This is a genomic window from Streptomyces sp. NPDC006207 (assembly GCF_040613835.1).
GTDB lineage: Bacteria > Actinomycetota > Actinomycetes > Streptomycetales > Streptomycetaceae > Actinacidiphila.
Genome location: NZ_JBEXSX010000026.1, coordinates 1 through 26,054, shown reverse-complemented (window position 1 = coordinate 26,054; position 26,054 = coordinate 1). Strand labels below are relative to the sequence as shown.

Here is a 26,054-nt window from a genome sequence, read left to right as displayed (position 1 = left end):
ATTCCGGAGCACCCCTCCCCTCCTGTCATACGACGGAATGGCACCGCGGGTTCCCTGTGCGGTGCATTTCGGCCAGCCGTGCCGGCCGTTCATCCGTACGAATCGGGTCGTCCCGGGGCAAGAGCGGAAGCAGGGCTTTCGGATTGCTCATCCGGCAGTAGTAGGCTCGCGCCGTTTGCAGTCGGAACACGACAGCCCTTGACCGGGTTTGACGTTGGGGAGGCCATGCGCTTTCGCGGTACGACGATCCGGCGGAAGATCGTGGCACTGCTGCTCATTCCGCTGGTGTCCCTCACGGCCATCTGGGCCTTCGCCGCAACTCTGACGGGACGTCAGGTCTGGGGCCTCTTCGGCGTCGAGCAGACCGTCAACGCACTCGGTTACCCGGTCGAGGACAGCATCCAGGCGCTCCAGCAGGAACGCCGTTCCGCCATGCTCTACTTGGCCGATCCTCGACGTTCCGACGCCCGCGGCACCCTGCTCGCCCGCGAGCGCGAGACGGACAAGGTGATCGCCCGGCTGCGCGGCAACGCGGCCTCCGGCGCCAACCGGGAGCGGCTGGCCCCCGACGCGCTGCGCCGGCTCGACCTGGTCGTCCGCGAGTTCGGCGGCCTGGAGACGCTGCGCGACAAGGTCGGCAAGGGCACCATCGGCCGCAACGACGCCTTCGCCGCGTACAGCGGCCTCTTCGACCCGGCCTATGCGTTCCTGGACTCGCTGAACCCGCTCAACAACGTCGCCATCGACAAGCAGGGCCGCGCCCTCATCCAGGTCACCCGGGCCCGCGAGGCGATCAGCCAGGAGGACGCCCTCATGGTGGCGGCCATCGCGGCGGGCCGCATGAGCGCCGCCGAGATGCGCTCCTTCACCTTCGCCGTCGCCGAGCAGCGCGCCTACTACGCCGACAACCTCCACCTGCTGACCGCCGACGAGCGCGCCCTTTACGACGCCTACTGGGCGGGGCCCTCCGGCCGCGCCCTGCGTGCCGCCGAGGACGCGGTCATCTCCGCGGGCGCGTCCGGCGCGCCCCAGGCCGCCGACCGCGCGTCCTGGCAGACCACGGCCACCACCGCGCTGACCGACCTGGACCGCCTGGGCGTCGAGGCGGGCGACCTGCACAAGAAGCGTGCCGAACCGATCGGCATGCGGCTGGTCGCCATCGCCGCGGTCGCCGGTGGCCTCGGCCTGATCGCGGTCGTCGCCTCCGTCTTCGTCTCCATACGCGTCGGCCGCAGCCTGATCCGCGACCTGTCCCGGCTCCGGAAGGAGGCCCAGGAGGTCTCCGGCGCCCGGCTGCCGCGCGTCATGCGCCGTCTCGCCGCGGGCGAGGAGGTCGACGTCGAGACCGAGGCGCCGCGGCTGGACTACCCCGACGACGAGGTCGGCCAGGTCGGCAAGGCCGTCAACACCCTGCAACGGGCGGCTGTCGAAGCCGCCGTGCGCCAGTCCGAGATGCGTCGCGGCGTCTCCGAGGTCTTCGTCAACCTCGCCCGTCGCAGCCAGGTGCTGCTGCACCGCCAGCTCACCCTGCTGGACGCCATGGAGCGGCGCACCGAGGACCCGCAGGAACTCGCCGACCTCTTCCGCCTCGACCACATGACCACCCGCATGCGCCGCCACGCCGAGGGCCTGGTGATCCTCTCCGGCGCGGTGCCGTCCCGGCAGTGGCGCAAGCCGGTGCAGCTGATGGACGTGGTGCGGGCGGCCGTCGCCGAGGTCGAGGACTACGAGAGGGTCGACGTGCGCCGGCTGCCGCGGCTCGCCGTCACCGGCCACGGCGTCGCCGACCTCACCCACCTCATCGCCGAGCTCATCGAGAACGCCACCGTGTTCTCGCCGCCGCACACCAGCGTCCAGGTACACGGCGAGTCCGTCGCCAACGGCTTCGTCCTGGAGATCGACGACCGCGGCCTCGGGCTCACCCCCGACGCCATGCTGGAGGCGAACCTCCGCCTCGCCGAGACCCCCGAGTTCGAGCTCTCCGACACCGACCGGCTCGGGCTGTTCGTCGTCAGCCGGCTGGCCCAGCGCCAGGGCGTCCGCGTCTCGCTGCGCCAGTCCCCGTACGGCGGCACCACGGCCGTGGTGTTCGTCCCGGCGTCGCTCCTCACCGAGTCCGGCGAGGACCAGCCGGACAAGCCCCTGGACGAGACCCTCGACGGGCCCCGCGACGAGACCGCCGTTGCGGCCGTCGTGGAGGCCCGGGCGCCGGCCGAACCGGACGAGCCCCGGGTCGCACCGATGTCGGCCGCCACCGAGCACAGCTTCCGTCAGTGGGGCCTGGTCCCGGAGCCGGACGACGAGCCGCGCGAGCACCGGCCGCACGTGCCGGAGACCGTGGGGACACCGGCGCTGACGGCCGCACCCGACGCGGTGCCGGCGGACGCGCCCACGGTCCTGCCGCGTCGCCGCCGGACCCCGGTCCTGGTCGCCGAGAACGGCCGGCCGGTCGGCGAGGCGCCGCGGCCCGCCGACCCCGCACCGCAGGAGGAGCCCGCCGGCGCGGGACTGCCCCGCCGGGTCCGCCAGGCCAGCCTCGCCCCGCAGCTGCGCAGCGACTCCACCACCCAGACCCGTAGCGCCGCCACCGGCGGCGCGGACGACGACGGCGGGCACGAGCGCTCGCCCGAGGAGGTGCGCGACCGCATGGCCTCACTGCAGCGAGGATGGCTGCGTGGCCGCGCGGACACCGCCGACGACCTCGGCACCGACGGCACCGACGACGTCCGCCCCACCGACCGCCCGGGAACCACCCCGGCGGAGCGAGGGGGCGACAGCGCAACCAGATCCACCACGGAGGGGAACGGTCCATGACCGCACCATCGAGCCCGACCCGCGAGCTCAGCTGGCTTCTCGACGAACTCGTCGGCCGCGTGGCCAGCATCCGCAAGGCGCTGGTGCTCTCCAGCGACGGCCTGGCCACCGGCGCGTCCGAGGGCCTGACCCGTGAGGACGCCGAGCACCTCGCCGCCGTCGCCTCCGGCTTCCACAGCCTCGCCAAGGGCGTCGGCCGGCACTTCGAGGCCGGCAAGGTCCGGCAGACCCTCGTGGAGCTGGACGAGGCCTTCCTGTTCGTCACCGCCGCGGGTGACGGCAGCTGCCTGGCCGTGCTCGCCGACGCCGACTCCGACGTCGGACAGGTCGCCTACGAGATGGCGCTGCTGGTGAAGCGGGTCGGCGTGCACCTCGCGACCGCCCCGCGGACCGACGACGACGACGCGGCGCGGGCGGTGTGACGAGGACGTCATGACTTCCGAAGCGGACCGCTGGTACGACGACGACGCCGGGCCCGTGGTGCGGCCGTACGCCATGACACGCGGCCGTACCAGCCACGCCGCGGAAGCCCGGCTCGACCTGATCGCCCTGGTGGTCGCCGAGTCGCGCAGCGCGGACGACGACGCCGACGTCGACCGCACCCTGTCGCCCGAGCACCTCGACATCGTCGAACTGTGCCGGGAGCAGCCGATGTCGGTCGCCGAGCTGGCGGCCGACCTCGACCTGCCCGTGGGCGTCGTCCGGGTGCTCATCGGCGACGTCCTGGAGTCCGGGCTGGTCCACGTCAGCCGGCCCGTCCCACCGGCGGAGCTGCCCGACGCGGGGCTGCTGCGCGACGTGATCGACCGCCTGCGCGCGCTGTGAACCCGCCCGGGGGCGCCGCGGCGGGGACCTCACCCGGCCCGCGACGCCCCCGGTGCACGGCCTGAGGGTCCGCCACGCGGGGTCCCGCGGCCGCCGGGTGGGCCCGCGGGCGGGCAACGGCCTGCGGACCGCTGGTAGTTGTCCGGTCGGATCGTAGTAATGTTCCACTGCCACAGCTGATCGCCCGACGCAGTCCCTAGGACCCAGGATGCCGCTGACCTGTGTAAACGGCACGACCGGAGGAGTGAGCCATGGCTTTCGGACGCTCTGAACGCCGTCCCTCCCCCGTCGAGCCCGTCACGCTGAAGATCCTGGTGGCGGGCGGCTTCGGCGTGGGCAAGACCACGCTCGTCGGCGCGGTCAGCGAGATCCGCCCGCTGCGCACCGAGGAGACGCTCAGCGAGGTGGGCCGGCCCGTCGACGACACCGCGGGCGTCGAGGCCAAGCGCACCACCACCGTGGCCATGGACTTCGGCCGGATCACCCTCCGCGACGACCTCGTGCTCTACCTGTTCGGCACGCCGGGCCAGGACCGCTTCTGGTTCCTGTGGGACGAGCTGGCGCAGGGCGCCCTGGGGGCGGTCGTCCTCGCGGACACCCGGCGCCTGGAGGACTGCTTCTCCGCGATCGACTACTTCGAGCGCCGTGGCATCCCCTTCGCCGTGGCCGTCAACGTCTTCGACGGGGCCGAGCGGCATCCTGCCGAGACGGTGCGCGACGCACTCGACCTCGACCCCGAGGTGCCGCTGGTGACGTGCGACGCGCGGGACCGCGCCTCGGCGAAGAAGGTGCTCATCACCGTGGTCGAGCACGCGGCCCAGGTGGCCGGCGACCGCCGGGCGGCCGCCGCCAACTGAGCCGCGCGCCGCGGCTGCGGGCGGGCGGGCCGGTCAGCCCCCGGCCGCCGGTACGGGGCCGTCGTCCTCGTCCTCGTCCTGCCAGCCGAAGCTCCGCTCGACCGCCTTCTTCCAGCGGCGGTACTCCTTCTCACGGGTCTTCTCGTCCATCCGCGGCTGCCACTCGGCGTCCTTCTGCCAGTGCGCCTTGAGCGTGTCCAGCCCGTCCCACACGCCGGTGGCGAGCCCCGCGGCGTAGGCCGCGCCCAGCGCCGTGGTCTCCGAGATCCGCGGCCGCACCACCGGGACGCCCAGCACGTCCGCCTGGTGCTGCATCAGCAGGTTGTTGGACGTCATGCCGCCGTCGACCTTGAGCCCGGTGATGTGCACGCCGGAGTCCTGGTACATCGCGTCGACGACCTCGCGGGTCTGCCAGCTGGTCGCCTCCAGCACCGCACGCGCCAGGTGCGCCTTGGTGACGTACCGGGTCAGGCCGGTGACCACGCCGCGCGCGTCGGAGCGCCAGTACGGGGCGAAGAGCCCGGAGAAGGCGGGGACGATGTACGCGCCCCCGTTGTCCGGCACGCTCGCCGCGAGCGCCTCGATCTCGTCCGCCGCGGTGATGATGCCGAGGCTGTCGCGGAACCACTGCACCAGGGCGCCGGTGATGGCGATCGACCCCTCCAGGCAGTAGACCGGCGCCTCCCCGCCCAGCCGGTAGCCCATCGTGGTGAGCAGTCCGTTCTTCGACGGCACGGGCCGGTTCCCGGTGTTGAGCAGCAGGAAGCTGCCCGTCCCGTAGGTGTTCTTGGCGTCGCCCGTCCCGTAGCAGGCCTGGCCGAAGATCGCGGCCTGCTGGTCGCCGAGGGCCGAGGCCACGGGTACGCCGCCCAGCTGGCCGACCGCCGTGCCGTACACCTCGGAGGAGGAGCGGATCTCCGGGAGGACGGCCTCGGGGACGTTCATCGCGGCGAGGATCGCCGGGTCCCACTCCATCGACTCCAGGTTCATCAGCATCGTGCGGCTCGCGTTGGTGACGTCCGTGACGTGGACGCCGCCCTCCGTGCCGCCCGTCAGGTTCCAGATCAGCCAGGAGTCGATGGTGCCGAAAGCGATCTCGCCGTTCTCCGCGCGGCGGCGCAGCCCCGGCACGTTGTCCAGCAGCCAGGCCGCCTTGGGACCGGAGAAGTAGCTGGCGAGCGGCAGTCCGGTGGACTCGCGGAAGCGGTCCTGGCCGTCCTGGCCGCCGAGCCGGTCGCACAGCGCGGCGGTGCGGGTGTCCTGCCACACGATCGCGTTGTGCACCGGGCGGCCGGTGGTGCGGTCCCACAGCACGGTGGTCTCGCGCTGGTTGGTGATGCCGAGCGCGCTGAGCTGGTCCGCGCGCAGCCGGGCCTTGGCGAGCGCACCGGCCACCACGGCCTGGACCTTGGACCAGATCTCGGTGGCGTCGTGCTCCACCCAGCCCGGCTTGGGGAAGATCTGGCGGTGCTCGCGCTGGTCGAGCGCCACGATCGACCCGCCGGAGTCGAAGACGATGCAGCGGCTGGAGGTCGTTCCCTGGTCGATGGCGGCCACGTATCGGATCGCCTGGTCGGAGGTTTCGGTCATGACCGCCTCACTTGAACGCGACGTTGTAGATGAGACCGGACAGTGCACCGCCGATCAGCGGGCCGGCCACCGGGATCCAGGCGTACGCCCAGTCGGAGGTGCCCTTGAACGGGATCGGCAGGACGGAGTGGACGATGCGCGGCCCGAGGTCGCGGGCCGGGTTGATGGCGTAGCCGGTGGGACCGCCCAGGGAGAGCCCGATGCCGGTCACGAGCAGCGCCACGATCAGGGTGCCGGTACCGGTCTCGCCGAGTCCCTTGCTGAGGCCGAAGGCCAGGATCGGCAGGACGAGACCCATGGTGGCGATCGCCTCCGTCATCAGGTTCTGCCACCAGACGCGGATCTCGGGGACGGTGGAGAAGACGGCGAGCGTGGGCTGACGGGTCTCCTCGGCACGGTTCGCCGCGAACTGGCCGTAGTACACCAGCCAGCACAGGACGGCGCCCAGCATCGCGCCGACGAGCTGCCCGGCGAGGTAGACCGGCACCTGGCTCCACTTGCCCGAGCTGATGGCGACGCCGAAGGTCACGGCGGGGTTCAGCTGCCCGCCGGACAGCGGGCCTGCGGTGTACGCGCCGGCCAGGACCGCGAGGCCCCAGCCGAACGAGATGACGATCCACCCGGATGCCCGGGCCTTCGAGTGGTGGAGGAGCACCCCGGCCACCACGCCGGCGCCGAACAGGATCAGGATCGCCGTTCCGATGATCTCGCCGACAAAGACGTCTCCGTTGGAATACATGACGGCTCCTTCGTGCAGGCGCACGTGTCGGGCATGCGCCGCCAGAGAATGGCGCACGGAGACCCGGGTACGGAGGGTCCCGCCTCCCGCCCGGCCTCCGCGCCACCCGGAAGTGTTGTCGCGGGGTGATGGAGCGTCAAGGTATCGGACAGATCACCTGATTACGACCACCGACGAGCCGTGCCCGAACAGGCCTTGGTTCGCCGTCACCCCCACGCGGGCCCCGGTGACCTGCCGGGGCCCGGACCGGTCGCGCAACTGCCAGGTCAGCTCGCACACCTGCGCGAGCGCCTGGGCGGGCACGGCCTCCCCGAAGGAGGCCAGGCCGCCGCTGGGATTGACCGGAATCCGCCCCCCGAGCGACGTGGCCCCGTCGCGCAGCAGCTTCACCGCCCCGCCCGGCGGGCACAGGCCGAGGTCCTCGTACCAGTCCAGCTCCAGCGCCGTCGACAGGTCGTACACCTCCGCCAGGTCCAGGTCCTCGGGACCGATGCCGGCCTCCTCGTACGCGGCGCGGGCGACGGACGCCCGGAAACCGGTGGCCGGCTCCCGGGGCGCGACGGCGAGGGAGGAGTCGGTGGCGATGTCGGGGAGGTCGGGCACCGTGCGCGGATAGACCGGGGTGACGGTGGAGACCGCGCGGATCCGCACCGGATCCGCCGTCGCGCGGCGCCGGGCGAAGTCCAGGCTGGACAGGACGACGGCGGCGCCCCCGTCGGAGGTGGCGCAGATGTCGAGCAGCCGCAGCGGGTCGGCCACGACGGGGGAGACCGCCACCTCGGCGGCCGTGACCGGCGTCCGGTAGCGGGCGAGCGGGTTGGCGGCGCCGGCGGCCGCGTTCTTCACCTTGACCCGGGCGAAGTCCTCGGGAGTGTCGCCGTGCAGGGCCATGCGGCGGCGCGCGTACAGCCCGAAGTAGGTGGGGTTGGTGGCCCCGAGCACGCGGAAGCGCAGCCAGTCCGGGTCGTCGGGCCGGTCGCCCCCGGCGGGCGCGAAGAAGCCCTTGGGGGCCGCGTCCGCGCCGACGACCAGGGCGGTGTCCACCAGGCCGGCGAGGATGTGGGCCCGGGCGGTGTCGAGGGCCTGGGCCCCGGAGGCGCAGGCGGCGTAGACGCTGGCCACGCGGGCGCCCTGCCAGCCCAGCGCCTGGGCGAAGGCCGCCCCGGCCACGTAGCCGGGGTAGCCGCCGCGCACCGTGTCCGCGCCGACGACCAGTCCGACGTCCCGCCAGTCCAGCCCGGCGTCGGCGAGCGCGGCGCGCGCCGCCGCGACCCCGTACCGGGTGAAGGGGCGGCCCCACTTGCCCCAGGGGTGCATGCCGACGCCGAGCACGGCCACGTCATGGCTCATCGCCCGCCTCCCACGGGGCGCCAGTGCCAGGTGGTCCAGGTGTGCTCCGCGTCCTCGTACAGCACGCCGGGCACCAGCTCGACCTCCATGCCGACGGCCAGATCGGCCACGCCCGTCCCGGGCGCGGCCTGTCCGAGCACGATCATCCGTTCCGCCGTCAGTTCCACCGCCACCAGGACGCGGGGTTCCCAGGGGCGTGAGGGGTCGCAGGGGTACGGGGCGGGCGGTCGGTAGCGGGCGTCGGTGTACGACCAGACCCGGCCCCGCCGCGACAGCGGTACCTCCTCCAGGTCCCCTTCGGCGCCGTCGCAGGCCGGGTTGCGGCAGGCGTGGTCCTCACGGGGGAAGAACACCGCGCCGCAGCCGCGGCACCGGGTGCCGAGCAGCCGGAAGCCGTCCTCGTCCGTCGTGTCGTGTGTGAACCAGCCCGTCACCACGGGTTTCCGCGACCGTGCCACGTCCGGATCCTCCCCTGCTGAACTGACGGTTCGTCAGAAGTGTGCCACGGGCGGGCCGCACGGCGGAACGGGGTGGACGGTGTCGGTGCCCGGTGCTAAGTTCTTCTCGAAGCGAGAAATACTCGAAGTGAGAACAACCGGCGAGAGGTGGCGCACGATGGCGGACCGGCAGGGTGAGGACGCGTTCCTCGCCTCCTATGACCCGCGAGCCTTCGAGCCCATCGCCGTGACCGTCGACGTCGTCGCCCTGACGCTGCGTCAAGGGGCCCTGCACGTGCTGCTGGTGCGCCGCGGCGGCCCGCCGTACGAAGGTGCCTGGGCGCTGCCCGGGGGATTCGTCCAGGCCGGACGCGAGTCCCTGGACGAGGCCGCGGCCCGTGAACTGGCCGAGGAGACCGGGCTCGACGCGGCACGCGGCCTCGGCCGCGTCCACCTCGAACAGCTCGGCTCCTACGGCCGCCCCGACCGCGACCCGCGCATGCACGTCGTCTCCGTCGCCTACCTCGCCTTCGCCCCGGACCTCCCCGAGGCACGGGCCGGCAGCGACGCGGCGGCGGCCGAGTGGGTCCCGGTCGAGGCACTCGCACCGCAGGTGAAACCGGACGCCGCCACCGCGCGTCCCAAGGAGCAGGACCGGCCGGCCGGGATCCACGGGGGTGGTTCCGGCCGCCGGTCCGGCCAGGTACAAGGCCTCGCCGCCGACCTCGCCTTCGACCACGGCACGATCCTCGCCGAAGGCCTCGACCGGGCCCGCGCCAAGATCGAGTACACCCCGCTGGCCACCGCCTTCCTCGGCGAGGAGTTCACCGTCACCGAGCTCCGCTCGGTCTACGAGGCGGTCTGGGGCCGCACCCTGCATGCAGGGAACTTCCACCGCAAGGTCCTGTCGGTGCCCGGCTTCGTCGAGTCCACCGGCACCACCGCCGGCCGCGGCGGCTCCAAGGGCGGCCCCCGGGCCCGCCTCTACCGCGCCGGCGACGCCCGCCTCCTGCACCCCGCACTGCTCCGCCCTGACCGTGAGGACAGTGTCCGATGACCGCCACGACGCGTTCCGCGTCCGCACATCGCGTCCGCACCTTCGACGACGCCCTGGCCGCCCTCGGCCGGCCCTTCCCGGCCGACGCCGGTGAGGCCGCCCGGCACCACCGCCGGCTCGCCCGGCTGCTCCACCCCGACACGGCCCCGCCCGGCCGCGCTGACGAGGCCGAGGCCGCCTTCGTCCGCCTCACCGCCGTGTGGCGGCGGCACACCGGCGACGGCCCGGCCCTCACCACCGCCCGCGGCGTGTACCCGCTGGGGCCCGTCCTGGCCGAGGGCGACCTCGCGGTGCTGCGGGCCGCCGGGCCCGGCACCGCCTTGAAGATCCCCCGGCGGCCCGCCGACAACGACCTGATGGAGCGGGAGGCCGGCGCCCTCACCCGGCTGCACGGCGTCGCCGACGCCCGGCACCGCGCCTACGCACCCCGCCTGGCCGAGTCCTTCCGCCATCGCGGCCCCGACGGCACCGAACGCCGCGTCAACGCGCTCCAGCGGCTGCACGGCTTCCACACCCTCGCCGAGGTCCGCGCCCTCCACCCAGGCGGCCTCCACCCTCGCGACGCCGCCTGGATGTGGCGCCGGCTGCTGGTCGCCCTCGGCTGGGCGCACCGGGCCGGTGTCGTCCACGGCGCTGTCCTGCCCGAGCACGTCCTCATCCACCCCGCACAGCACGGCCTCGTGCTGGTCGACTGGTGCTACTCCACCGAACGCGGCGCGACCGTCCCCGCCCTCGTCGAGCGCCACCGCGCCCTCTACCCGCCCGAGGTCCCCAGCCGGCGCCCCGCCACCGAGGCCACCGACATCCACCTCGCCTCGCGCTGCGTCGAGCAGCTGATGGGAGACCGCGCGCCGCGACCGCTGCGCGCCTTCCTGCGCGGCTGCACGCTCCCTGCGCAGGCCCGCCGCCCGCACGACGCGTGGCGGCTGCTCGCGGAGCTCGACGACGTCCTGGAGGGTCTCTACGGCCCGCGCACCTTCCGCCCGTTCACCATGCCGGGCGGCGGGACCCGGGACGCCTGACACACCTGACACACCTGACACACCAAGGGGGAACCACCATGGGCAGCGGAAGCTGGTCCACCAACGTCTACGACGCCGCCGCGCGCTACCGCGCCGCCAGCGGCGCCGGCGCCTTCGCCTACAGCGACCGCGTCACCTCGTCCGCACCGCGCAGTTCCTGGACCGCGCACCCCTCGCTCGACCCGAAGGACATCGGCGTCCGCGAGAGCCGCGACTCCGACGAGCACCCCACCTCGCTCGCCATCGCCGTGCTGTTCGACGTCACCGGATCCATGCGCACCGTCCCGCAGGTCCTGCAGACCAAGCTCCCCGAGCTCTTCGGCCTGCTCCTGCGCAAGGGCTACACCGAGCACCCGCAGATCCTCTTCGGCGCGGTAGGCGACGCCACCTGCGACCGGGTCCCGCTCCAGCTGGGGCAGTTCGAGTCGGACAACCGCATGGACGACGACCTCGGCAACATCCTGCTGGAGGGCGGGGGCGGCGGCCAGATGACCGAGTCCTACGAGCTCGCCATGTACGCGATGGCCCGGCACACCTCGATCGACTGCCACGACAAGCGCGGCCGCCGCGGCTACCTCTTCCTGATCGGCGACGAGCTGCCCTACGGCAAGGTCAAGGCCCGCGAGGTGCGCGACGTCCTCGGCGACGAGCTCGCCGAGGACATCCCGGTCACGCGGATCGTCGCCGAGCTGCGGCGGAAGTTCGACGTCTACTACATCCTCCCGGCGGGCTCCTCCTACGTCGGCAACACCGAGGTCCTCGGCACCTGGCGGGGGCTCCTCGGCCAGAACGTCATCGAGCTCGACGACCTCGACGCCGTCTGCGAGACCATCGCCCTCACCATCGGGCTCGGCGAGGAGGCCATCGACCTCGCCGAGGGCCTCGAAGACCTCGCCGACCTGGGCTCCGCCGCCACCGGCTCCGTCGGCAAGGCCCTCGCCGCCCTCGACCGCGACCGCGCGGCCGTCGCGGTGACGGACACGCCCCTGATCGACGTCACTGGCGACGGCGATGGCACTGCCACCGGCACCACCCGCCTGTAGGCCCCTCCCGGAGGACCCTGGAGGACCCCGTGCACACCATCGTCGTCGACCTCGGCTACGGCGACGCCGGCAAGGGCACCGTCGTGGACCGGCTCTGCGCGAGCGGGCCGGTCCGCGCGGTCGTCCGCTTCAACGGCGGAGCCCAAGCGGCGCACAACGTCGTCACCACCGACGGACGCCACCACACCTTCGCGCAATTCGGCTCCGGCACCCTCCAGGGCGTTCCCACCCACCTGTCCCGCTTCATGCTGGTGGACCCCCTCGCGCTGGCCGCCGAGGCCGACCACCTCGCCGCCCTCGGCGTCCCCGCGCCGTACGCCCTGCTCAGCGTCGACCGCGCGGCCCGCCTCACCACCCCGTACCACGCCGCCGCCAACCGGCTGCGGGAGCAGGCCCGCGGCGCGGCCCGTCACGGTTCGTGCGGCATGGGCATCGGCGAGACCGCCGCCTACGCCCTCGCCCACCCGCAGGACGCCCCCACCGCGGGGGACTGCGCCTCACGCCCCCGTCTGCTGCGCAAGCTGCGCCTGCTGCGCGACCGCCTGGCCGACGAGTTCGGCCGCCGGCTGCCCGCCCCGCCGCCCGAGGACTGCGCCGACGCCTTCACCGCCTTCGCCCGCGCCGTCACCCTCACCGGCGACGGCCACCTCGCCCGCGTCCTGCGCGAGGGCGCGGTCGTCCTCGAGGGTGCCCAGGGCGTGCTCCTGGACGAGTGGCACGGTTTCCACCCCTACACCACCTGGTCCACGACCACGTTCGCGGGCGCCGAGGCCCTGCTGGCGGAAGCCGGTCAGGAGGCCCGCCGGCTCGGCGTCGTACGGACGTACACCACCCGCCACGGCCCCGGACCGCACGTCACCGAGGACCCCGAACTCGCCCCGCTGCTGCCCGAACCGCACAACGGCCACGGCCCCTGGCAGGGCGCCTTCCGCACCGGCCACTTCGACGCCGTCGCCCACCGCTACGCCGTCGAGGTCTGCGGCGGTGTGGACGCCCTCGCCGTCACCCACCTCGACGCGCCCCGCCGCTGCCCGCAGCTGCGGCTGGTCCGCGCGTACGACACCGGGCAGACGCGGCTGCCCACCGCCCCGGCCGGGGACCTCGGCCGTCAGGCCGCCCTCACCGAGCGGCTGCTGACGGCGCGTCCGGCACGCTGGGACATGCCCGGCCCCGACCCGGCCGCCTGGTCGGAGGCGGTGGGGGAGGCGCTCGGCGCGCCGGTCGTCCTGGAGTCCCACGGCCCGACGGCCGCCGACAAACGGGAGGTTCAGCGCAGGATCCCGGCCTGCCGCGCGGCCGTCATCCAGGAGGGGAACTCCGAGAGGAGCCGGTCGTAGAGCTCCGCGTCCGGCACGGTGGCGATGTCGTCCACTGCGAAGAACCCGACGTTGTCCACACGCCGGCCCGGCAGGGTGTCGAAACGCTCCAGCACCCCGTAGTTGGCCCGGCCCAGGCCGACGAACTGCCAGAACACCGGCTCCTCCACCGCCTCCCGCAACTGCTGCTCGATCTGGGCGTTGCGGTAGACACCCCCGTCGGAGAAGAACAGCACGAGCGTCGGCGCCGCCGTCGGGTACGCCCGCACGAACGCCCGGACCTCGGCGATGACCTTCTGCTCCTCGTTCTGGATGCCGACGAACCGCATGTCGACCTGGCCCGGCTGCAGTCCGTGCCGGGGCTTCTTGGGCCGGCCGAACAGGCTCAGCTCGCCCACCCGGACGTGCAGCCGCAGCCACAGCGGCAGTTCCGCGATCCGCAGGTCCGGCAGCCGCGCCGGGTGCGAGGCGAAGGTCCACGCCTGCATCTCGCCGTCGTCGTCCAGTTGCGCCGCGACCGCCGCCATGCGCTCGACCACGTCGGCGACGACCCCGCGCGCGTACAGGCCGGCCATCGAGCCCGAGGCGTCCAGCACGAGGATCACCCGTGCCACGACGCCCACCGCGCCGTGCTTGCGCAGGCTGACGGCCACCTGCTCCTTGCGCAGGCTCAGCCGCTTGCGCATGTCGGGAGGAAGGTGCTCCTCGCCCTTGGTGAGCCGGACGGCCGGCGGCGGGGGAGCGGCCCCGGCAGGGAAGGGCGGCGGCGGGGGCACCGTCACGGGCAGCGGGGGCCGCGGGTACTGCGGCGGTGGCGGCGCGGCGGCCGGTGCGACCGGCGCCTCGGGCGTCTGCGGCGTGTCCACGGAGATGCCGAAGTCCGTGGCGAGCCCGGCCAGCCCCGAGGCGTAGCCCTGCCCGACGGCCCGGAACTTCCACACCCCGCCGCGCCGGTACAGCTCGCCGCCGAGGAAGGCCGTCTCGGTCGTCGCCAGCATGTCGAACCGCGCGATCTCGGCCCCGTTGCGGGCGTCGAGCAGCCGCAGCCGCAGCCCCGGGACCTGTCCGAAGGTCCCGCCGTCCGCGGAGGCGCACAGCACGATCCGCTCGACCGCCGGCTCCACGCGGGCCAGGTCCACGTCGAGCGCGTCCGAGGCCGGTCCGGGACCCGCCTGCTTACCGGCGTGCCGCACGGCGCCGGAGGCGTGCGCGGGCTGGTTGTAGAACACGAAGTCGGCGTCCGAGCGCACGCGCCCGTCGCCGTTCAGCAGCAGCGCCGATGCGTCGACGTCGGGCACGCCGGGACCCGCGGTCCAGTCGAGCACGGCCCGCACGGCGGGCACGGGAACCGGCAGATTGGCGCCTTTTCCGAGGGATTCGGGTGTCACGGACGTCAGTGTGCCCTCTCACCCGCCACCACGGACAGGGCTCCGCACACGACACCCGTGCCCGGGCAGCCGTACGGAACCGTCCGGTCCCCCGGACGCGGTCCGCTACAGTCCGCGCGTGACCACTCGTCAGAAGGACAGCCACTGCTCCTACTGCGGTACGGAGTTCGCCCCCGGCGCGGGCTGGCCGCGCACCTGCGCGGCCTGCGGCGGCATCACGTACCGCAATCCGCTCCCGGTCGCCGTCGCCCTGGTGCCCGTGCGCACCGCCGAGGGCACCGGTCTGCTCCTCGTGCGCCGGGCGATCGAGCCGCGGCGCGGACTGCTCGCCCTTCCCGGCGGCTTCGTGGACCTCGGCGAGACGTGGCAGGAGGCCGTCGTCCGCGAACTCGACGAGGAGACCGGCATCAAGGCGGCCGCGGGCGAGGTACGGCTCGCCGACGCCCTCAGCGGCGACACCGGGCACCTGCTGGTCTTCGGCCTCCTGCCCGAGCGTGCCGCCGAGGACCTCCCGCCCGCCGTCGTCACCGACGAGACCGACGGCCGGGAACTCCTCCTCGCCCCCGCGGAACTGGCCTTCCCGTTGCACACCGAGGCGGTGCGCAACTGGTTCGACGGCCGCTACTGAACCGCCGCCACCGAACGGCGGCTACTGCACCGCCGTGCCGCGCACCCGCACCCGGTACCCCACCTCGTCGTGCTCCTCACGCTCCACGACGACCCCGCCGTCCGCCACCCGCGAGCCGAAGCGCTCCACCCGCGGGTCGGCCCATCCGTCCCCGGCGTCGGTGATCAGCATGCCGCCCCCGGTGCGCCCGGGCGCGGGCGTCCACACCTCCAGCGTCACGGTGCCGTCCTCCTCCGCCACCGGCACCACGGCACCGGCCCTGGCCAGCACCGGGATGCGCTCCGGCGGCGCGGGCAACAGCACCTGCCCGGGCCCCTGGTACGCCTCCCCGGTCGCGGTGTCGTACCACAGGCCCCGCGGCAGCCGCACCGCCCGTTCCGTCGCCCCCTGCTCCAGTACCGGCGCCACCAGCAGCGCGTCCCCCAGCAGGAAGGCGTCCCCGCAGGCACGCAGCTTGCGGTCCTCCGGATCGCCCCACCACACCGGCCGCACATAGGGTGCGCCCGAACGCCGCGCGGTGTGCGCCAGCGTGTACAGGTACGGCATCAGCCGCTCCCGCCCGCGCATGGCCGCCCCGGCCGCCTCCAGCACCTGCGGCCCGAAGCCCCACGGCTCGCGGTGACCGGCGTGGATCGCCGAGTGCGTGCGGAAGAACGGGAAGTACGCGGCCATCTGGAACCAGCGCAGGTACAGCTCCGGCGACGGGCTCCCGGTGAACCCGCCCACGTCCGGACCCGAGTACGGCACCCCGCACAGGCCGAGCCCCAGCACCAGCGACAACGAGGAACGCAGCCCGGGCCACCCCGTCGACACGTCGCCCGACCACGTGCCGCCGTACCGCTGCATGCCCGCCCAGCCGGAGCGCGAGAACAGGAACGGCCGGGAGCCGGGGCGCAGTTCACGCAGCCCCTCGTGTCCGGCGCGCGCCATGGTCAGCCCGTACACGTTGTGCGCCTCGCGGTGGTCGCCGCCGCGGCCCTCCAGGGCGTGCCGGGCGGAGCGGGGGAGGGTGGTGTCGCCGAACGCGGCGAAGGACACCGGTTCGTTCATGTCGTGCCACACCCCGGCGAAGCCCTGGGCGAGCCGCTCCGCGTAGAGCCCGCCCCACCACTTGCGCACCCGCGGGTCGGTGAAGTCGGGGAAGACGGCGTCGCCCGGCCACACCACGCCGCGCACCGGACGCCCCTGCGCGTCGCGCACGAAGGCGTCGCCCGCCGCCCCGCTGTCGTGGACCGGGTTGCCCGGCTCCAGCTTGACCGCGGGGTCCACGATCGACACCAGGCGCACCCCGTGCCCGCGCAACTCCTCGGCGAGCGCGGGCAGGTCGGGGAAGTGCTCGCGGTCGACGGTGAAGACCCGGTGGCCGTCGTAGTGGTCGATGTCCAGGTGCAGCGCGGACAGCGGCAGTTCGCGGTCGCGGTAACCCGCCGCGACCCGCCGTACCTCCGCCGCCGTGCCGAAGCCCCACCGCGCGTGCTGGTACCCCAGCGCCCAGCGCGGCGGCAGCGCGGGCCGGCCGGTCAGCGCGGTCCAGGAGGCCAGGATCCGCGCGGGAGTGCCGGGGATCACCCAGTAGCGCAGCGGGCCGCCGTCCATCCGCGTCTCGCAGCCGCCGGGGCGGTCGTGGCCCGATCCCGCGCCCTCCTCGCCGTCACGCAGGGTCACCCGGCCGTCCCAGGTGTTGTCGTGGAAGACCAGGTGGCTGCCCGCGTCCGCGACGACCAGCTGCAGCGGCATGGTGATGTACAGCGGATCGGTCTCCGGCTCGAAGGCGCCGCCGGGGTCGGTGTTCCACAGCCGGTACGCGCCCTCGCCCAGCCGCGGCCCCGAAGCCCGCCCGCCGAGCCCGAACACGTCCGCGTCCGCCGGCGTCTCCGAGCGCTGCACCCAGCGCGGTTCCGTGCCCTCCGCCGCGTTCACCGGGTCCCACCAGCGCGGCGGCAGGTCACGACGCAGCAGCAGACCTCCCGGCGTGCGGAACTCCACCGCCCCGTGCCGGGAGACCAGCACCGTGATGCGCTCCGACACCACCCGCCAGCCGTCCTTGTCGGGCTCGATGACCGCCCGGGTGTCGGCGTCGGGGCAGCCGCCGTCCAGCGCGTACGACGGCTCCGGCTCGGCACCGTCCCAGCCGCAGAACACCGCGCCGCCCGCCGCGACCCGCACCCGCAGGGTCGACCGGGCGAAGCGGACCACCCCTCCGCCCGGCAGCGGATCCGCGCCCTCGGCGGACCCCGGCACCCGCGCCCGCTCCGGCCCCCGCCGCGGGAGGTCCCGCGCGTCGGTGCGTTGCCGGCGCCACGCCGCGCGCACCGCCCTCAGCCCGTTCGCCGATCCGACCTGCCGTACCTGTCGCACCAGGTCCCGAGCATCCATAAGGCCCACCCTTTCACCGTTCCCGCCCGCCCCGCCGCCGGTCGGCCACCTTCCACCTGGCGGCCCGGCACATGCTTCCACCCCCGAATGTGTGGGGGGTGCCCTGGCGCCGGAGACGATCACGTGGCATCGTCCTGCCCAGCCGCGACCGGGGACATTCCGCCCGGCCGGGGTCCAGCCGCACATCACGCAGCGTCGCGTACCGTCCGGGAGCCGCCCCATGAGCACCACACCTGAGCCCACCGCCGACCCGGCGACCGAGCAGCCGCTGTGGCAGCCCGGCCCGGACCGAGTCTCCGGTGCCCAGGTGACGCGCTTCCAGGCCTGGGCCGCCGAGCACCACGGCGCGCCCGCCCCGGACGCCGCGGACCCCGTCGCCGGCTACCACGCGCTGCATGCCTGGTCGGTGCGCGAGCCCGGGACCTTCTGGCGGTCCGTCGTCGAGTGGTTCGACGTGCGCTTCTCCTCCCCGTACGAGACCGTCCTCGCCGACGCCGCCATGCCCGGCGCGAAGTGGTTCCCCGGGGCCACGCTCAACTACGCCGAACACGCCCTGCGTCCCGCCGGCGACGCCGCCCGGGCCGGTGAGCCCGCCCTGCTCCACCTCGACGAGCGGCACGAGATCGGCTCCACCAGCTGGGCCGAGCTGCGCCGCCAGGTCGCCTCCCTCGCCCACGAGCTGCGCGCCCTTGGCGTCCGCCCCGGCGACCGGGTCAGCGGCTACCTGCCCAACGTCCCCCAGGCCGTCGTCGCCCTGCTCGCCACCGCCGCCGTCGGCGGTGTGTGGACCTCCTGCGCCCCGGACTTCGGCGCCCGCAGCGTGCTGGACCGCTTCCAGCAGGTCGAGCCCGTCGTCCTGTTCACCGTCGACGGCTACCGCTACGGCGGCAAGGAGCACGACCGCACCGGCGTCGTCGCCGAGCTGCGCGCCGAGCTGCCCTCGCTGCGCGCCGTCGTGCACATCCCGCTGCTGGGCACGCCCACCCCGGAGGGCGCCCTGGAGTGGGAGTCCCTGGTCTCCGGCGACCCCGAGCCGGCGTACGAGCAGGTCCCCTTCGACCACCCGCTGTGGGTGCTCTACTCCTCCGGCACCACCGGCCTGCCCAAGGCCATCGTCCAGTCCCAGGGCGGCATCCTGCTGGAGCACCTCAAGCAGACCGGCCTGCACCTCGACCTCGGGCCGCGGGACCGGTTCTTCTGGTACACCTCCACCGGCTGGATGATGTGGAACTTCCTCGTCGGCGGCCTGCTCGCGGGCTCCACGATCGTCCTGTACGACGGCAGCCCCGGCTTTCCCGACACCGGCGCCCAGTGGGGCGTGGCCGAGCGCACCGGCACCACCGTCTTCGGCACCTCCGCCGCGTACGTCATCGCCTGCCGCAAGGCCGGCGTCCACCCCGGCCGCGACCACGACCTGTCGGCCGTCACGTGCGTGGCCACCACCGGCTCCCCGCTCCCGCCGGACGGATTCCGCTGGCTCCACGACGAGGTCAAGGAGGACCTGTGGATCGCCTCCGTCAGCGGCGGCACCGACGTGTGCAGCTGCTTCGCGGGCGGCGTCCCGACCCTGCCGGTGTACATCGGTGAGCTGCAGGCCCCCTGCCTCGGCACCGACCTGCAGGCCTGGGACCCGTACGGCAAGCCGGTCACCGACGAGGTCGGCGAGCTGGTCGTCACCAACCCCATGCCGTCGATGCCCATCCACTTCTGGAACGACCCCGACGGCAGCCGCTACCACGACAGTTACTTCGAGATGTTCCCGGGCGTCTGGCGGCACGGCGACTGGATCACCCTGACCTCGCGCGGCACGGTGGTCATCCACGGCCGTTCCGACTCCACCCTCAACCGCCAGGGCGTCCGCATGGGATCCGCGGACATCTACGAGGCCGTCGAACGGCTCCCGGAGATCCGCGAGTCGCTCGTCATCGGCGTCGAGCAGCCCGACGGCGGTTACTGGATGCCGCTGTTCGTCCAGCTCGCCGAGGGCGCCGTGCTCGACGACGCCCTCCGCGACAAGGTCAAGCGCACCATCCGCGAGCAGCTCTCCCCCCGCCACGTCCCCGACGAGATCATCCCGGTCCCCGGCATCCCGCACACCCTCACCGGCAAGCGCATCGAGGTCCCGGTGAAGAAGCTGCTGCAGGGCACGCCGCTGGACAAGGCCGTCAACCCGGGCTCCGTCGACGACCTGGGGCTGCTCACGTTCTACGCGGACCTGGCCCGCACCCGCAGCTGAGCGCCCGCGGGGGTGAGGCGGCCCCGGCCCCCCCCTCACCCCCCGTACGTCGCGCCGAACTCCCCGAGCACGCCGGCGAAGTCGGCGGCCAGAGCCCGCGCGTCCGCGGGCCGCAGCTCCGCGGTCGTGATGCGCACGCCGGGCCCGGCCGCCAGCCGGAACCTCGCCCCCGCGGCCACCCACCACCCGCGCGACCGCAGCCCGTTCACCACCGCCGCCTCGTCGCGCACCGGCACCCACACATTCAGCCCGCTCGCCCCGTGCGCCGCGATCCCGAGCCGCCCCAGCTCGCCGACGAGTGCCTCCCGCCGCTCCGCGTACGCGTCCCGGGCGGCCTCCACCAGCAGCCGCGCCGCCGCGTCCGTCATCAGCCGCGCGGCCATCCCCTGCAGCACATGGCTGATCCACCCCGAGGTCAGCAGCAGCCGTCCGTCGTGCCGCGCCAGCGTCGTCGGGTCGCAGGCGAGGGCCGCCCACCGCAGGTCCGTGCCCAGGTACTTGGTGACCGTGCGCACCTGCGCCCAGCGCGGCAGCCCCCCCGAGGTCAGGCTGTGCAGCGGCACGCCCGCGATCTCCGCGGCGTGGTCGTTCTCGACCACGAGGACGTCGGGCGCCTCCCGCACCACGCCGAGCAGCGCGTCCCGCCGCTCCGGCGAGAAGCACCCGCCGTACGGGTTCTGGGAGCGCGGACTGCACACCACCGCCCGCGCCCCGGCCCGCAGCGCGTCGCGCAGCGCCTCGGGCCGCATGCCCTCGTCGTCGACCGCGACCGGCAGCATGCGCAGTCCCAGCGCGGGCACCAGGTCGAGCAGATGGTGGTAGCCCGGATCCTCCATCGCCACCGCGTCGCCGGGCCGCAGTTCGACGGAGAGCAGCCGCCCGAGGCAGTCGAGCGCGCTGTGCGCGAACGTCACGTCGTCCGCCGGCACGCCGTCGCGGTCGAACCACGCGCGGGTCAGCTCCTCCAGCTCGGGAAGGCGCGGAGCCGACCGGTGCGAGCGCGCCCCGGGCGTCACCTGCACCGACGGCGGCAGTTCCGGCAGGAACGCCGGGTCCGGGTGGCCGCCCGCCAGGTCCCGCAGTCCGGCGGGCACCTTCGGCGGCCTCCTGGACGCCACGGCCGGCGCCTGTGCGACGACGGTGCCGCCGCGTCCGCGCGTGACGACGATCCCGCGCTGCCGGAGCTCCTTGTAGGCGGTCGCCACCGTGCCGGGACTGACTCCCAGGCGATCGGCCAGCGTCCGTACCGGCGGGAGCGCCGCCCCGGGGGACAACGCCCCGTCGGCCACGCCCCGTTCGACGGACGCGGCAATGCCCTTGGCGTTCGTACCGCTGATCGCATATTGTGCTGCCACATTCACAAGTATGTATCAATACAAATTTCGGGTCAAGGGGGCAGTGCATGCGATTCCCTCGCAGCCGCAGCGACATCGAGGACCTCGTACCGGGCGGCCGCGACGGCCGCCGCATGCTCTGGGTGAGCCTCACCGACAAGGCCGGATCCGGTCTCTGGTACGGCACTTCGGCTCTCTACTACACCTACGTCGCCGGACTCGCCCCGCACGAGATCGGCCTCCTGCTCGGCGTCGCCGGTGCCGTCGGCATGGCGGGCACGCCCGTCGCGGGCCGGGTCGCGGACCGCGTGCCGCTCACCCGGCTGCTCCCGGCCGTCCACGCCCTGCGTGCCGCGGCCGCCCTCGGCATCCTGCTCACCGGCACCCTCTGGCTCCTGCTGCCCATCGCCGCGCTCGGCAGCCTCGGCGACCGCGCCGCCTCGGTCCTCACCAAGCTGTACGCCGCACGCGTCGCCGGCCCGGACCGCGTCCGCTACCAGGCCCTCCAGCGCACCGTGGTCAACATCGGCTTCGGCATCGGCGGTCTCGCCGCCGCCGTCGCCCTGGCCATCGGCACCGACACCGCCTACCGCACCATGCTCATCGGGGACGCCCTCTCCTTCGTCGGCGCCGCCCTGCTCGTCCTGCGCTGCGCAGAACCGCCGTCCCCCGTGCGCGTGGTGGCCGGCGCGCCCGCCGCCGCCGGCGGGGAACCGCCCCGGACGAAGACCCCGGCCACCAGCCCATGGCGCGACCGCGGATACCTCGCCTACACCGCCACCGAGACCCTGCTGTTCCTCGACGACACGGCGCTCAACATCGGCCTGCCCCTGTGGATCGCCACCGCGACCGTCGCCCCGCACAGCCTCGTCGCCCTGCTCTTCGTGCTCAACAACGTCCTCGTCGTGCTCTTCCAGGTCCGCCTCAGCCGCCTCGGGGACGAGCCCCGCAGGGCCGCCGCCTCGCTGCCGCTGCTCGGCGTCGCCTTCCTCGTCGCGGGCGGCGCCATGGCCGTCTCGGCCGTGGACTCGACGGGGACCGCGGTCGTCGCCCTCGTCGTCGCCGCCACGGCCTTCACCGCAGCGGAGATCGTCCACGCCGCGATCTCCTGGGAGTTGTCCCTCGCCCTCGCTCCCGGCCGGTCCCAGGGTGCGTACCTCGGCGTCCACGGACTCGCACAGTCGGCCCAGCGCTCGGCGGGCCCGGTCCTGCTCACCTCCGCCGTCATGGCCGCGGGCCCGCTCGGCTGGCTCGGCCTCGGCGCCGGCCTCGCCGCCGTCTCCGTCGGCCAGCGCACCCTCGTGCGCCGCCGCCTGGACCGGCTGGACGCCGCCGAACGCCTTGGGCCGGCGGCCGCGAAGACCCACACCGTCCCCGGCGGGACGGTCACTGTCAGTGGCGGCGATTACGGTGAGTGACAGTTGACCGCCGTACCGAGGGGGAGCCGTCATGGCACATACCAAGCACCGTAAGCAGAGCAGCCGCCCCGCCCGCCGCACCGCGAGGACCGGCCGCCGCACGCTGCGCCGCGAGTCACCGACCACCGTCGCCGTCCTCACCGACCCCGCCGACTTCGCCGCCATGCGCGGCTACCGCAGTTTCACCTTCGACGACCACGCGAGCTACCTGCGGCAGATCGAGGGCCTGCTGCGGTCGCTCGCCTCCCGTGGCATCCACGTCCGCGTCGGGCCCTTCGACCCGGCCGAGTACGCCGAGTACTGCGCCGACACCGGCCACGACCCCGACAGCTCACGCTCCCGCACGCGGTACGCCGCCGACGTCACCACGGCCGGCCCCACCGTCCCCTACGGGACAGCCCCTGGAACACCTCGTCACCGAGCTCGAGTACGAGGCGGGCCGCCAGGCCACCTGGGAACGGGCCTCCGGCATCCTGGCCCGCGCCGGGGACTGCGCCGGCTGCGGCGACGACCTCGCCCGCACCTCCTTCGACCGCGCCTCCCAGGCCCTGATGCGCCTCCTCGAAGCCGCGGGGCCCGGCCACCACCACCTCGTGTGCAGCGTGCCCGCCGAGGGCACCACACTGCTCGCCGCCCTGCACGCCCGCTGCGACGAGCAGGGCATGGTCCACCTCGTCGAGGCCGAGGCACTGGTCTGCTGCACCGTCATCGCCGCCGGGCTCGCCGAGGACAGCCCCGGCGGTCTCGTCCTGCGCAGCGGCGCGGGCACCGGCCAGCCCCCACCCGACCGCCCGGACGAAGTCCGCGGCTGGACGCTGCGCGACGGCTGGCTCCAACCCCTCAGCGAGGCACAGGTCTTCAACGCCTACTGCACCGACGCCGAGTCCGGAGACCCCGTGCCCCCCGAGCCCGGTGTCGTCCACCGCCCGGGATTCGTCCTCCCGCCGCCGGAGGACGACTGAGCACGGCGGAGCCCGCGAACGCCGAGGGGCGCCCCACCACCGGTGGGACGCCCCTCGGGAGGACGGGAAGCGATCACTCCCCGGACAGCACCGCCTGCGCCGCGCGCCGCGCCTCGTCGGCCGTGTCGGTCGCCCGGGCGGCCGCCGCCGCCCGCTCGCACTGCGCCAGGGTGTACTTCGCCAGCGTCGCCCGCACGTAGGGGATCGACGCCGCGCCCATCGACAGGCTCGTCACGCCCAGACCCGTCAGCACGCACGCCAGCAGCGGATCGGAGGCCGCCTCACCGCACACACCGCAGCTCTTGCCCTCGGCCCGCGCGGCCTCGGCCGCCGCGGACACCAGGTCCAGCAGCGCCGGCTGCCACGGATCCTGCAGCCGCGAGACCGAACCGACCTGCCGGTCCGCCGCGAAGGTGTACTGCGCCAGGTCGTTCGTCCCCAGCGAGAGGAACTCGACCTCCTGCAGGATCGACCGTGCCCGCAGGGCAGCCGACGGGATCTCCACCATCGCGCCGAACTTCGCGTGCAGCCCGGCCTCCCGGCACGCGTCCGCGAACGCCTTGGCGTCGATGCGGTCCGCCACCATCGGTGCCATGACCTCGAGGTACACCGGCAGGCCCTCGGCGGCCCTGGCGAGCGCCCGCAGCTGCGTGTGCAGCACATCGGGGTGGGCGAGCAGCGTCCGCAGGCCCCGCACGCCCAGCGCCGGGTTCGGCTCGTCCGCGGGCGTCAGGAACTCCAGCGGCTTGTCGGCACCCGCGTCCAGCACCCGGACCACGACCCGGCCCTCGGGGAAGGCCTCCAGCACCTGCCGGTACGCCTCGACCTGCTTCTCCTCCGACGGCGCGCTGCGGGAGTCGTCCAGGAAGAGGAACTCCGTGCGGAACAGACCCACGCCCTCCGCGCCGGCCTTCACGGCCGCCTCGACGTCCGCGGGACCGCCGACGTTCGCCAGCAGAGGCACCTTGTGCCCGTCCGACGTGGCACCCGGCCCCGAGGTCGCGGCGAGCGCCGCCCTGCGTTCCTCCGCGGCCTTCGCCAGCTCGGCCCGCCGGTCCTTGTCCGGGTCGACGTAGATGTCGCCGGTGCTGCCGTCCACGGCGATGACCGTGCCCTCGGCCAGCTCCGTGGCACCCGGCAGCGCCACCACGGCCGGCACCCCCAGCGCACGCGCGAGGATCGCGCTGTGGCTGGTCGGCCCGCCCTCCTCGGTCACGAAGCCGAGCACCAGCGACGGGTCCAGCAACGCGGTGTCGGCCGGCGCCAGGTCCCGCGCGATCAGCACGTACGGCTCGTCGCTGTCCGGGACACCGGGCATCGGCACCCCGAGCAGCCGCGCCACGATCCGGTTGCGGACGTCGTCGAGGTCCGCGACGCGCCCCGCCAGGTACTCGCCCGCGTTGGCGAGCAGCGCACGGTAGGAGGCGAACGCGTCGTACACCGCGCGCTCCGCCGAGCTGCCCACCGCGATACGGCGCTCCACGTCGGCCATCAGCTCGGGGTCCTGCGCCATCAGCGCCTGGGCCTCCAGCACCGCCTGCGCCTCGCCGCCGGCCAGGTTGCCGCGCGCGATCAGGTCGTTGGCCACCGCCTCGACCGCCTGACGTGCCCGGGCCTGCTCCCGCGGGGCCTCGTCAGCCGGAATCTGCTTGGCCGGAGGCTCGAGGACCGCGGTCCCCATGTGCCGTACCTCGCCGATCGCCACGCCGTGGCTGACACCGACGCCTCGCAGCGTTGTCTCCATCTCACCCGTCTCCGGTCGTCGCGGACGCTCGCGACCGCGTTGCCTGTGTTTATGCGTCGGGAGTGGCCTTGCCGAAAAGGCTACGTCCAACAGAAGAGCGTGGCCCCGGCGGTCACCTCTCCGTCCTCGACGAGACCGGTCAGCGCCTCGGCCGCCGCCTCAAGCGCCACCACCGGGCACACCGGGGACTTGCCAGCGGCCTCGACCGCCGCGGGGTCCCAGCGCACCATCTCCTGGCCGCGCACCACGGTGTCGCCCTTGTTGACGAGCACCTCGAAGCCCTCGCCGTTCAGCTGCACCGTGTCGATGCCGAGATGGGTCAGCACCCCGTGCCCGTCCGCGTCCACCACGACGAACGCGTGCGCGTGCAGGGACACGACCACACCGTCCACCGGGGACACGGCCACCGACGGCTCGCGCACGGGGTCGATCGCCGTGCCGGGCCCCACCATGGCACCGGAGAACACGGGGTCGGGCACCGCGGCCAGACCGATGACGCGCCCGGTCAGGGGCGACGAGACAGTCGTCATGAGGAAGCCTCCAAGCAAGTGGTCCAGACCACTCAAGTCTGCCACCCCCTTGAGGCCCGGCACACCACGCCACCGCACGCCACCCTCGATTTGCTCCGACCGGGCGCCTCCAGTACGTTGGGTCAACCCCCGCGACGAGAACGCCACGGAGACGTGCGTGCTCACAGCGGTGCGGTAAATCCGACGGAAAGCATCTGCTAAAGTCGGGGAGCGCGAAAGCCGAAAGGCAGAAACGCAAAAGCAGGAAATCCCCGCCGGCGGGAATCGGGCCCGAAAGAGTCTGATAAGCTGGTGACAACGAAGGGAAAGCCCGGAGGGGCCGGTGAAACGGTCTCGAAGGAAGCTTCCGTTCCTTGAGAACTCAACAGCGTGCCAAAAGTCAACGCCA

20 protein-coding genes and 1 pseudogene are annotated in these 26,054 nt (G+C 73.9%); 12 read left to right on the top strand and 9 right to left on the bottom strand.

The features are described from left to right. Positions 1–225 precede the first annotated feature (225 nt). The 4 genes from ABZ312_RS21690 to ABZ312_RS21675 all read left to right on the top strand — a co-directional run bounded on the left by ABZ312_RS21690 (position 226) and on the right by ABZ312_RS21675 (position 4,496). Positions 226–2,814 (top strand): sensor histidine kinase, encoded by a 2,589-nt coding sequence (locus ABZ312_RS21690; protein ID WP_500332191.1) that lies wholly within the window; start codon positions 226–228, stop codon positions 2,812–2,814. Continuing rightward, positions 2,811–3,236, top strand: coding sequence for a roadblock/LC7 domain-containing protein (locus tag ABZ312_RS21685; RefSeq protein WP_500359627.1), 426 nt, complete (start codon positions 2,811–2,813; stop codon positions 3,234–3,236). The genes ABZ312_RS21690 and ABZ312_RS21685 overlap by 4 nt, the downstream gene beginning before the upstream one ends. A 10-nt stretch (positions 3,237–3,246) precedes the next feature. Further along, entirely contained in the window at positions 3,247–3,639 is a 393-nt protein-coding gene (locus tag ABZ312_RS21680; RefSeq protein ID WP_499510588.1) for a DUF742 domain-containing protein, read from the top strand. 251 nt (positions 3,640–3,890) lie between these two features. Next, on the top strand, positions 3,891–4,496 hold the full coding sequence (locus ABZ312_RS21675) for a GTP-binding protein (protein WP_499510587.1): 606 nt from the start codon (positions 3,891–3,893) through the stop codon (positions 4,494–4,496). Positions 4,497–4,529: 33 nt separating this feature from the next. Here the strand turns inward: ABZ312_RS21675 and glpK are convergent, their stop codons facing one another. The 4 genes from glpK to ABZ312_RS21655 all read right to left on the bottom strand — a co-directional run bounded on the left by glpK (position 4,530) and on the right by ABZ312_RS21655 (position 8,633). Continuing rightward, positions 4,530–6,086: a glycerol kinase GlpK gene (glpK, locus tag ABZ312_RS21670; RefSeq protein WP_500332188.1), complete on the bottom strand. Its 1,557-nt coding sequence runs from the start codon at positions 6,084–6,086 to the stop codon at positions 4,530–4,532. Positions 6,087–6,093: 7 nt separating this feature from the next. Next, entirely contained in the window at positions 6,094–6,825 is a 732-nt protein-coding gene (locus tag ABZ312_RS21665) for an MIP/aquaporin family protein (RefSeq protein ID WP_500332187.1), read from the bottom strand. Between the two features lie 153 nt (positions 6,826–6,978). Further along, positions 6,979–8,175 (bottom strand): lipid-transfer protein, encoded by a 1,197-nt coding sequence (locus tag ABZ312_RS21660; RefSeq protein ID WP_500359624.1) that lies wholly within the window; start codon positions 8,173–8,175, stop codon positions 6,979–6,981. Further along, positions 8,172–8,633, bottom strand: a complete 462-nt coding sequence (locus ABZ312_RS21655) for a Zn-ribbon domain-containing OB-fold protein (protein ID WP_500332185.1) — start codon at positions 8,631–8,633, stop codon at positions 8,172–8,174. The genes ABZ312_RS21660 and ABZ312_RS21655 overlap by 4 nt, the downstream gene beginning before the upstream one ends. 157 nt (positions 8,634–8,790) lie before the next feature. Between ABZ312_RS21655 and ABZ312_RS21650 the strand changes: the two genes are divergently transcribed. The 4 genes from ABZ312_RS21650 to ABZ312_RS21635 are packed head-to-tail and all read left to right on the top strand — an operon-like array spanning position 8,791 to position 13,071. After that, positions 8,791–9,669, top strand: a complete 879-nt coding sequence (locus tag ABZ312_RS21650; protein ID WP_500332184.1) for an NUDIX hydrolase — start codon at positions 8,791–8,793, stop codon at positions 9,667–9,669. Next, on the top strand, positions 9,666–10,691 hold the full coding sequence (locus tag ABZ312_RS21645; protein WP_500438517.1) for a molecular chaperone DnaJ: 1,026 nt from the start codon (positions 9,666–9,668) through the stop codon (positions 10,689–10,691). Before ABZ312_RS21650 ends, ABZ312_RS21645 begins: the two co-directional genes overlap by 4 nt. A 38-nt stretch (positions 10,692–10,729) precedes the next feature. Continuing rightward, positions 10,730–11,734 carry a hypothetical protein gene (locus tag ABZ312_RS21640; protein WP_500332182.1) on the top strand — a complete coding sequence of 335 codons (1,005 nt, stop codon included), beginning with the start codon at positions 10,730–10,732 and terminating at the stop codon, positions 11,732–11,734. A gap of 29 nt (positions 11,735–11,763) precedes the next feature. Beyond that, a complete protein-coding gene (locus ABZ312_RS21635) occupies positions 11,764–13,071 on the top strand; it encodes an adenylosuccinate synthetase (RefSeq protein ID WP_500332181.1) in 1,308 nt (435 codons plus the stop codon). Here the strand turns inward: ABZ312_RS21635 and ABZ312_RS21630 are convergent. Next, positions 13,002–14,438, bottom strand: coding sequence for a VWA domain-containing protein (locus ABZ312_RS21630; protein ID WP_500438515.1), 1,437 nt, complete (start codon positions 14,436–14,438; stop codon positions 13,002–13,004). The genes ABZ312_RS21635 and ABZ312_RS21630 overlap by 70 nt on opposite strands. A 118-nt stretch (positions 14,439–14,556) precedes the next feature. Between ABZ312_RS21630 and ABZ312_RS21625 the strand changes: the two genes are divergently transcribed. Beyond that, positions 14,557–15,066, top strand: a complete 510-nt coding sequence (locus tag ABZ312_RS21625) for an NUDIX domain-containing protein (protein ID WP_500332179.1) — start codon at positions 14,557–14,559, stop codon at positions 15,064–15,066. 21 nt (positions 15,067–15,087) lie between these two features. On the opposite strand, the gene ABZ312_RS21620 is transcribed toward ABZ312_RS21625, so the two are convergent. After that, complete coding sequence (locus ABZ312_RS21620) at positions 15,088–17,442, bottom strand: glycoside hydrolase family 31 protein (protein ID WP_500438513.1); 2,355 nt, start codon at positions 17,440–17,442, stop codon at positions 15,088–15,090. Between the two features lie 220 nt (positions 17,443–17,662). On the opposite strand from ABZ312_RS21620, the gene ABZ312_RS21615 reads away from it, so the two are divergent. Continuing rightward, complete coding sequence (locus ABZ312_RS21615; RefSeq protein ID WP_500332177.1) at positions 17,663–19,678, top strand: acetoacetate--CoA ligase; 2,016 nt, start codon at positions 17,663–17,665, stop codon at positions 19,676–19,678. A gap of 35 nt (positions 19,679–19,713) precedes the next feature. On the opposite strand, the gene ABZ312_RS21610 is transcribed toward ABZ312_RS21615, so the two are convergent. Further along, complete coding sequence (locus tag ABZ312_RS21610) at positions 19,714–21,033, bottom strand: aminotransferase class I/II-fold pyridoxal phosphate-dependent enzyme (RefSeq protein ID WP_500332176.1); 1,320 nt, start codon at positions 21,031–21,033, stop codon at positions 19,714–19,716. A 47-nt stretch (positions 21,034–21,080) separates the two neighbouring features. Here ABZ312_RS21610 and ABZ312_RS21605 point away from each other — a divergent pair, with 47 nt between their 5' ends. Together ABZ312_RS21605 and ABZ312_RS21600 are read left to right on the top strand one after the other, a co-directional pair. Next, the gene (locus ABZ312_RS21605; protein WP_500332175.1) at positions 21,081–22,430 is read left to right on the top strand and encodes an MFS transporter; all 1,350 of its coding nucleotides are present in this window, start codon (positions 21,081–21,083) and stop codon (positions 22,428–22,430) included. Between the two features lie 31 nt (positions 22,431–22,461). After that, a pseudogene (locus tag ABZ312_RS21600) lies at positions 22,462–23,392 on the top strand (DUF8829 domain-containing protein). A gap of 73 nt (positions 23,393–23,465) precedes the next feature. Here ABZ312_RS21600 and ptsP read toward each other — a convergent pair. Then, positions 23,466–25,136 carry a phosphoenolpyruvate--protein phosphotransferase gene (ptsP, locus tag ABZ312_RS21595; RefSeq protein WP_500332173.1) on the bottom strand — a complete coding sequence of 557 codons (1,671 nt, stop codon included), beginning with the start codon at positions 25,134–25,136 and terminating at the stop codon, positions 23,466–23,468. Positions 25,137–25,216: 80 nt separating this feature from the next. Beyond that, positions 25,217–25,666, bottom strand: coding sequence for a PTS sugar transporter subunit IIA (locus ABZ312_RS21590; RefSeq protein WP_500438511.1), 450 nt, complete (start codon positions 25,664–25,666; stop codon positions 25,217–25,219). Positions 25,667–26,054: the final 388 nt, after the last annotated feature.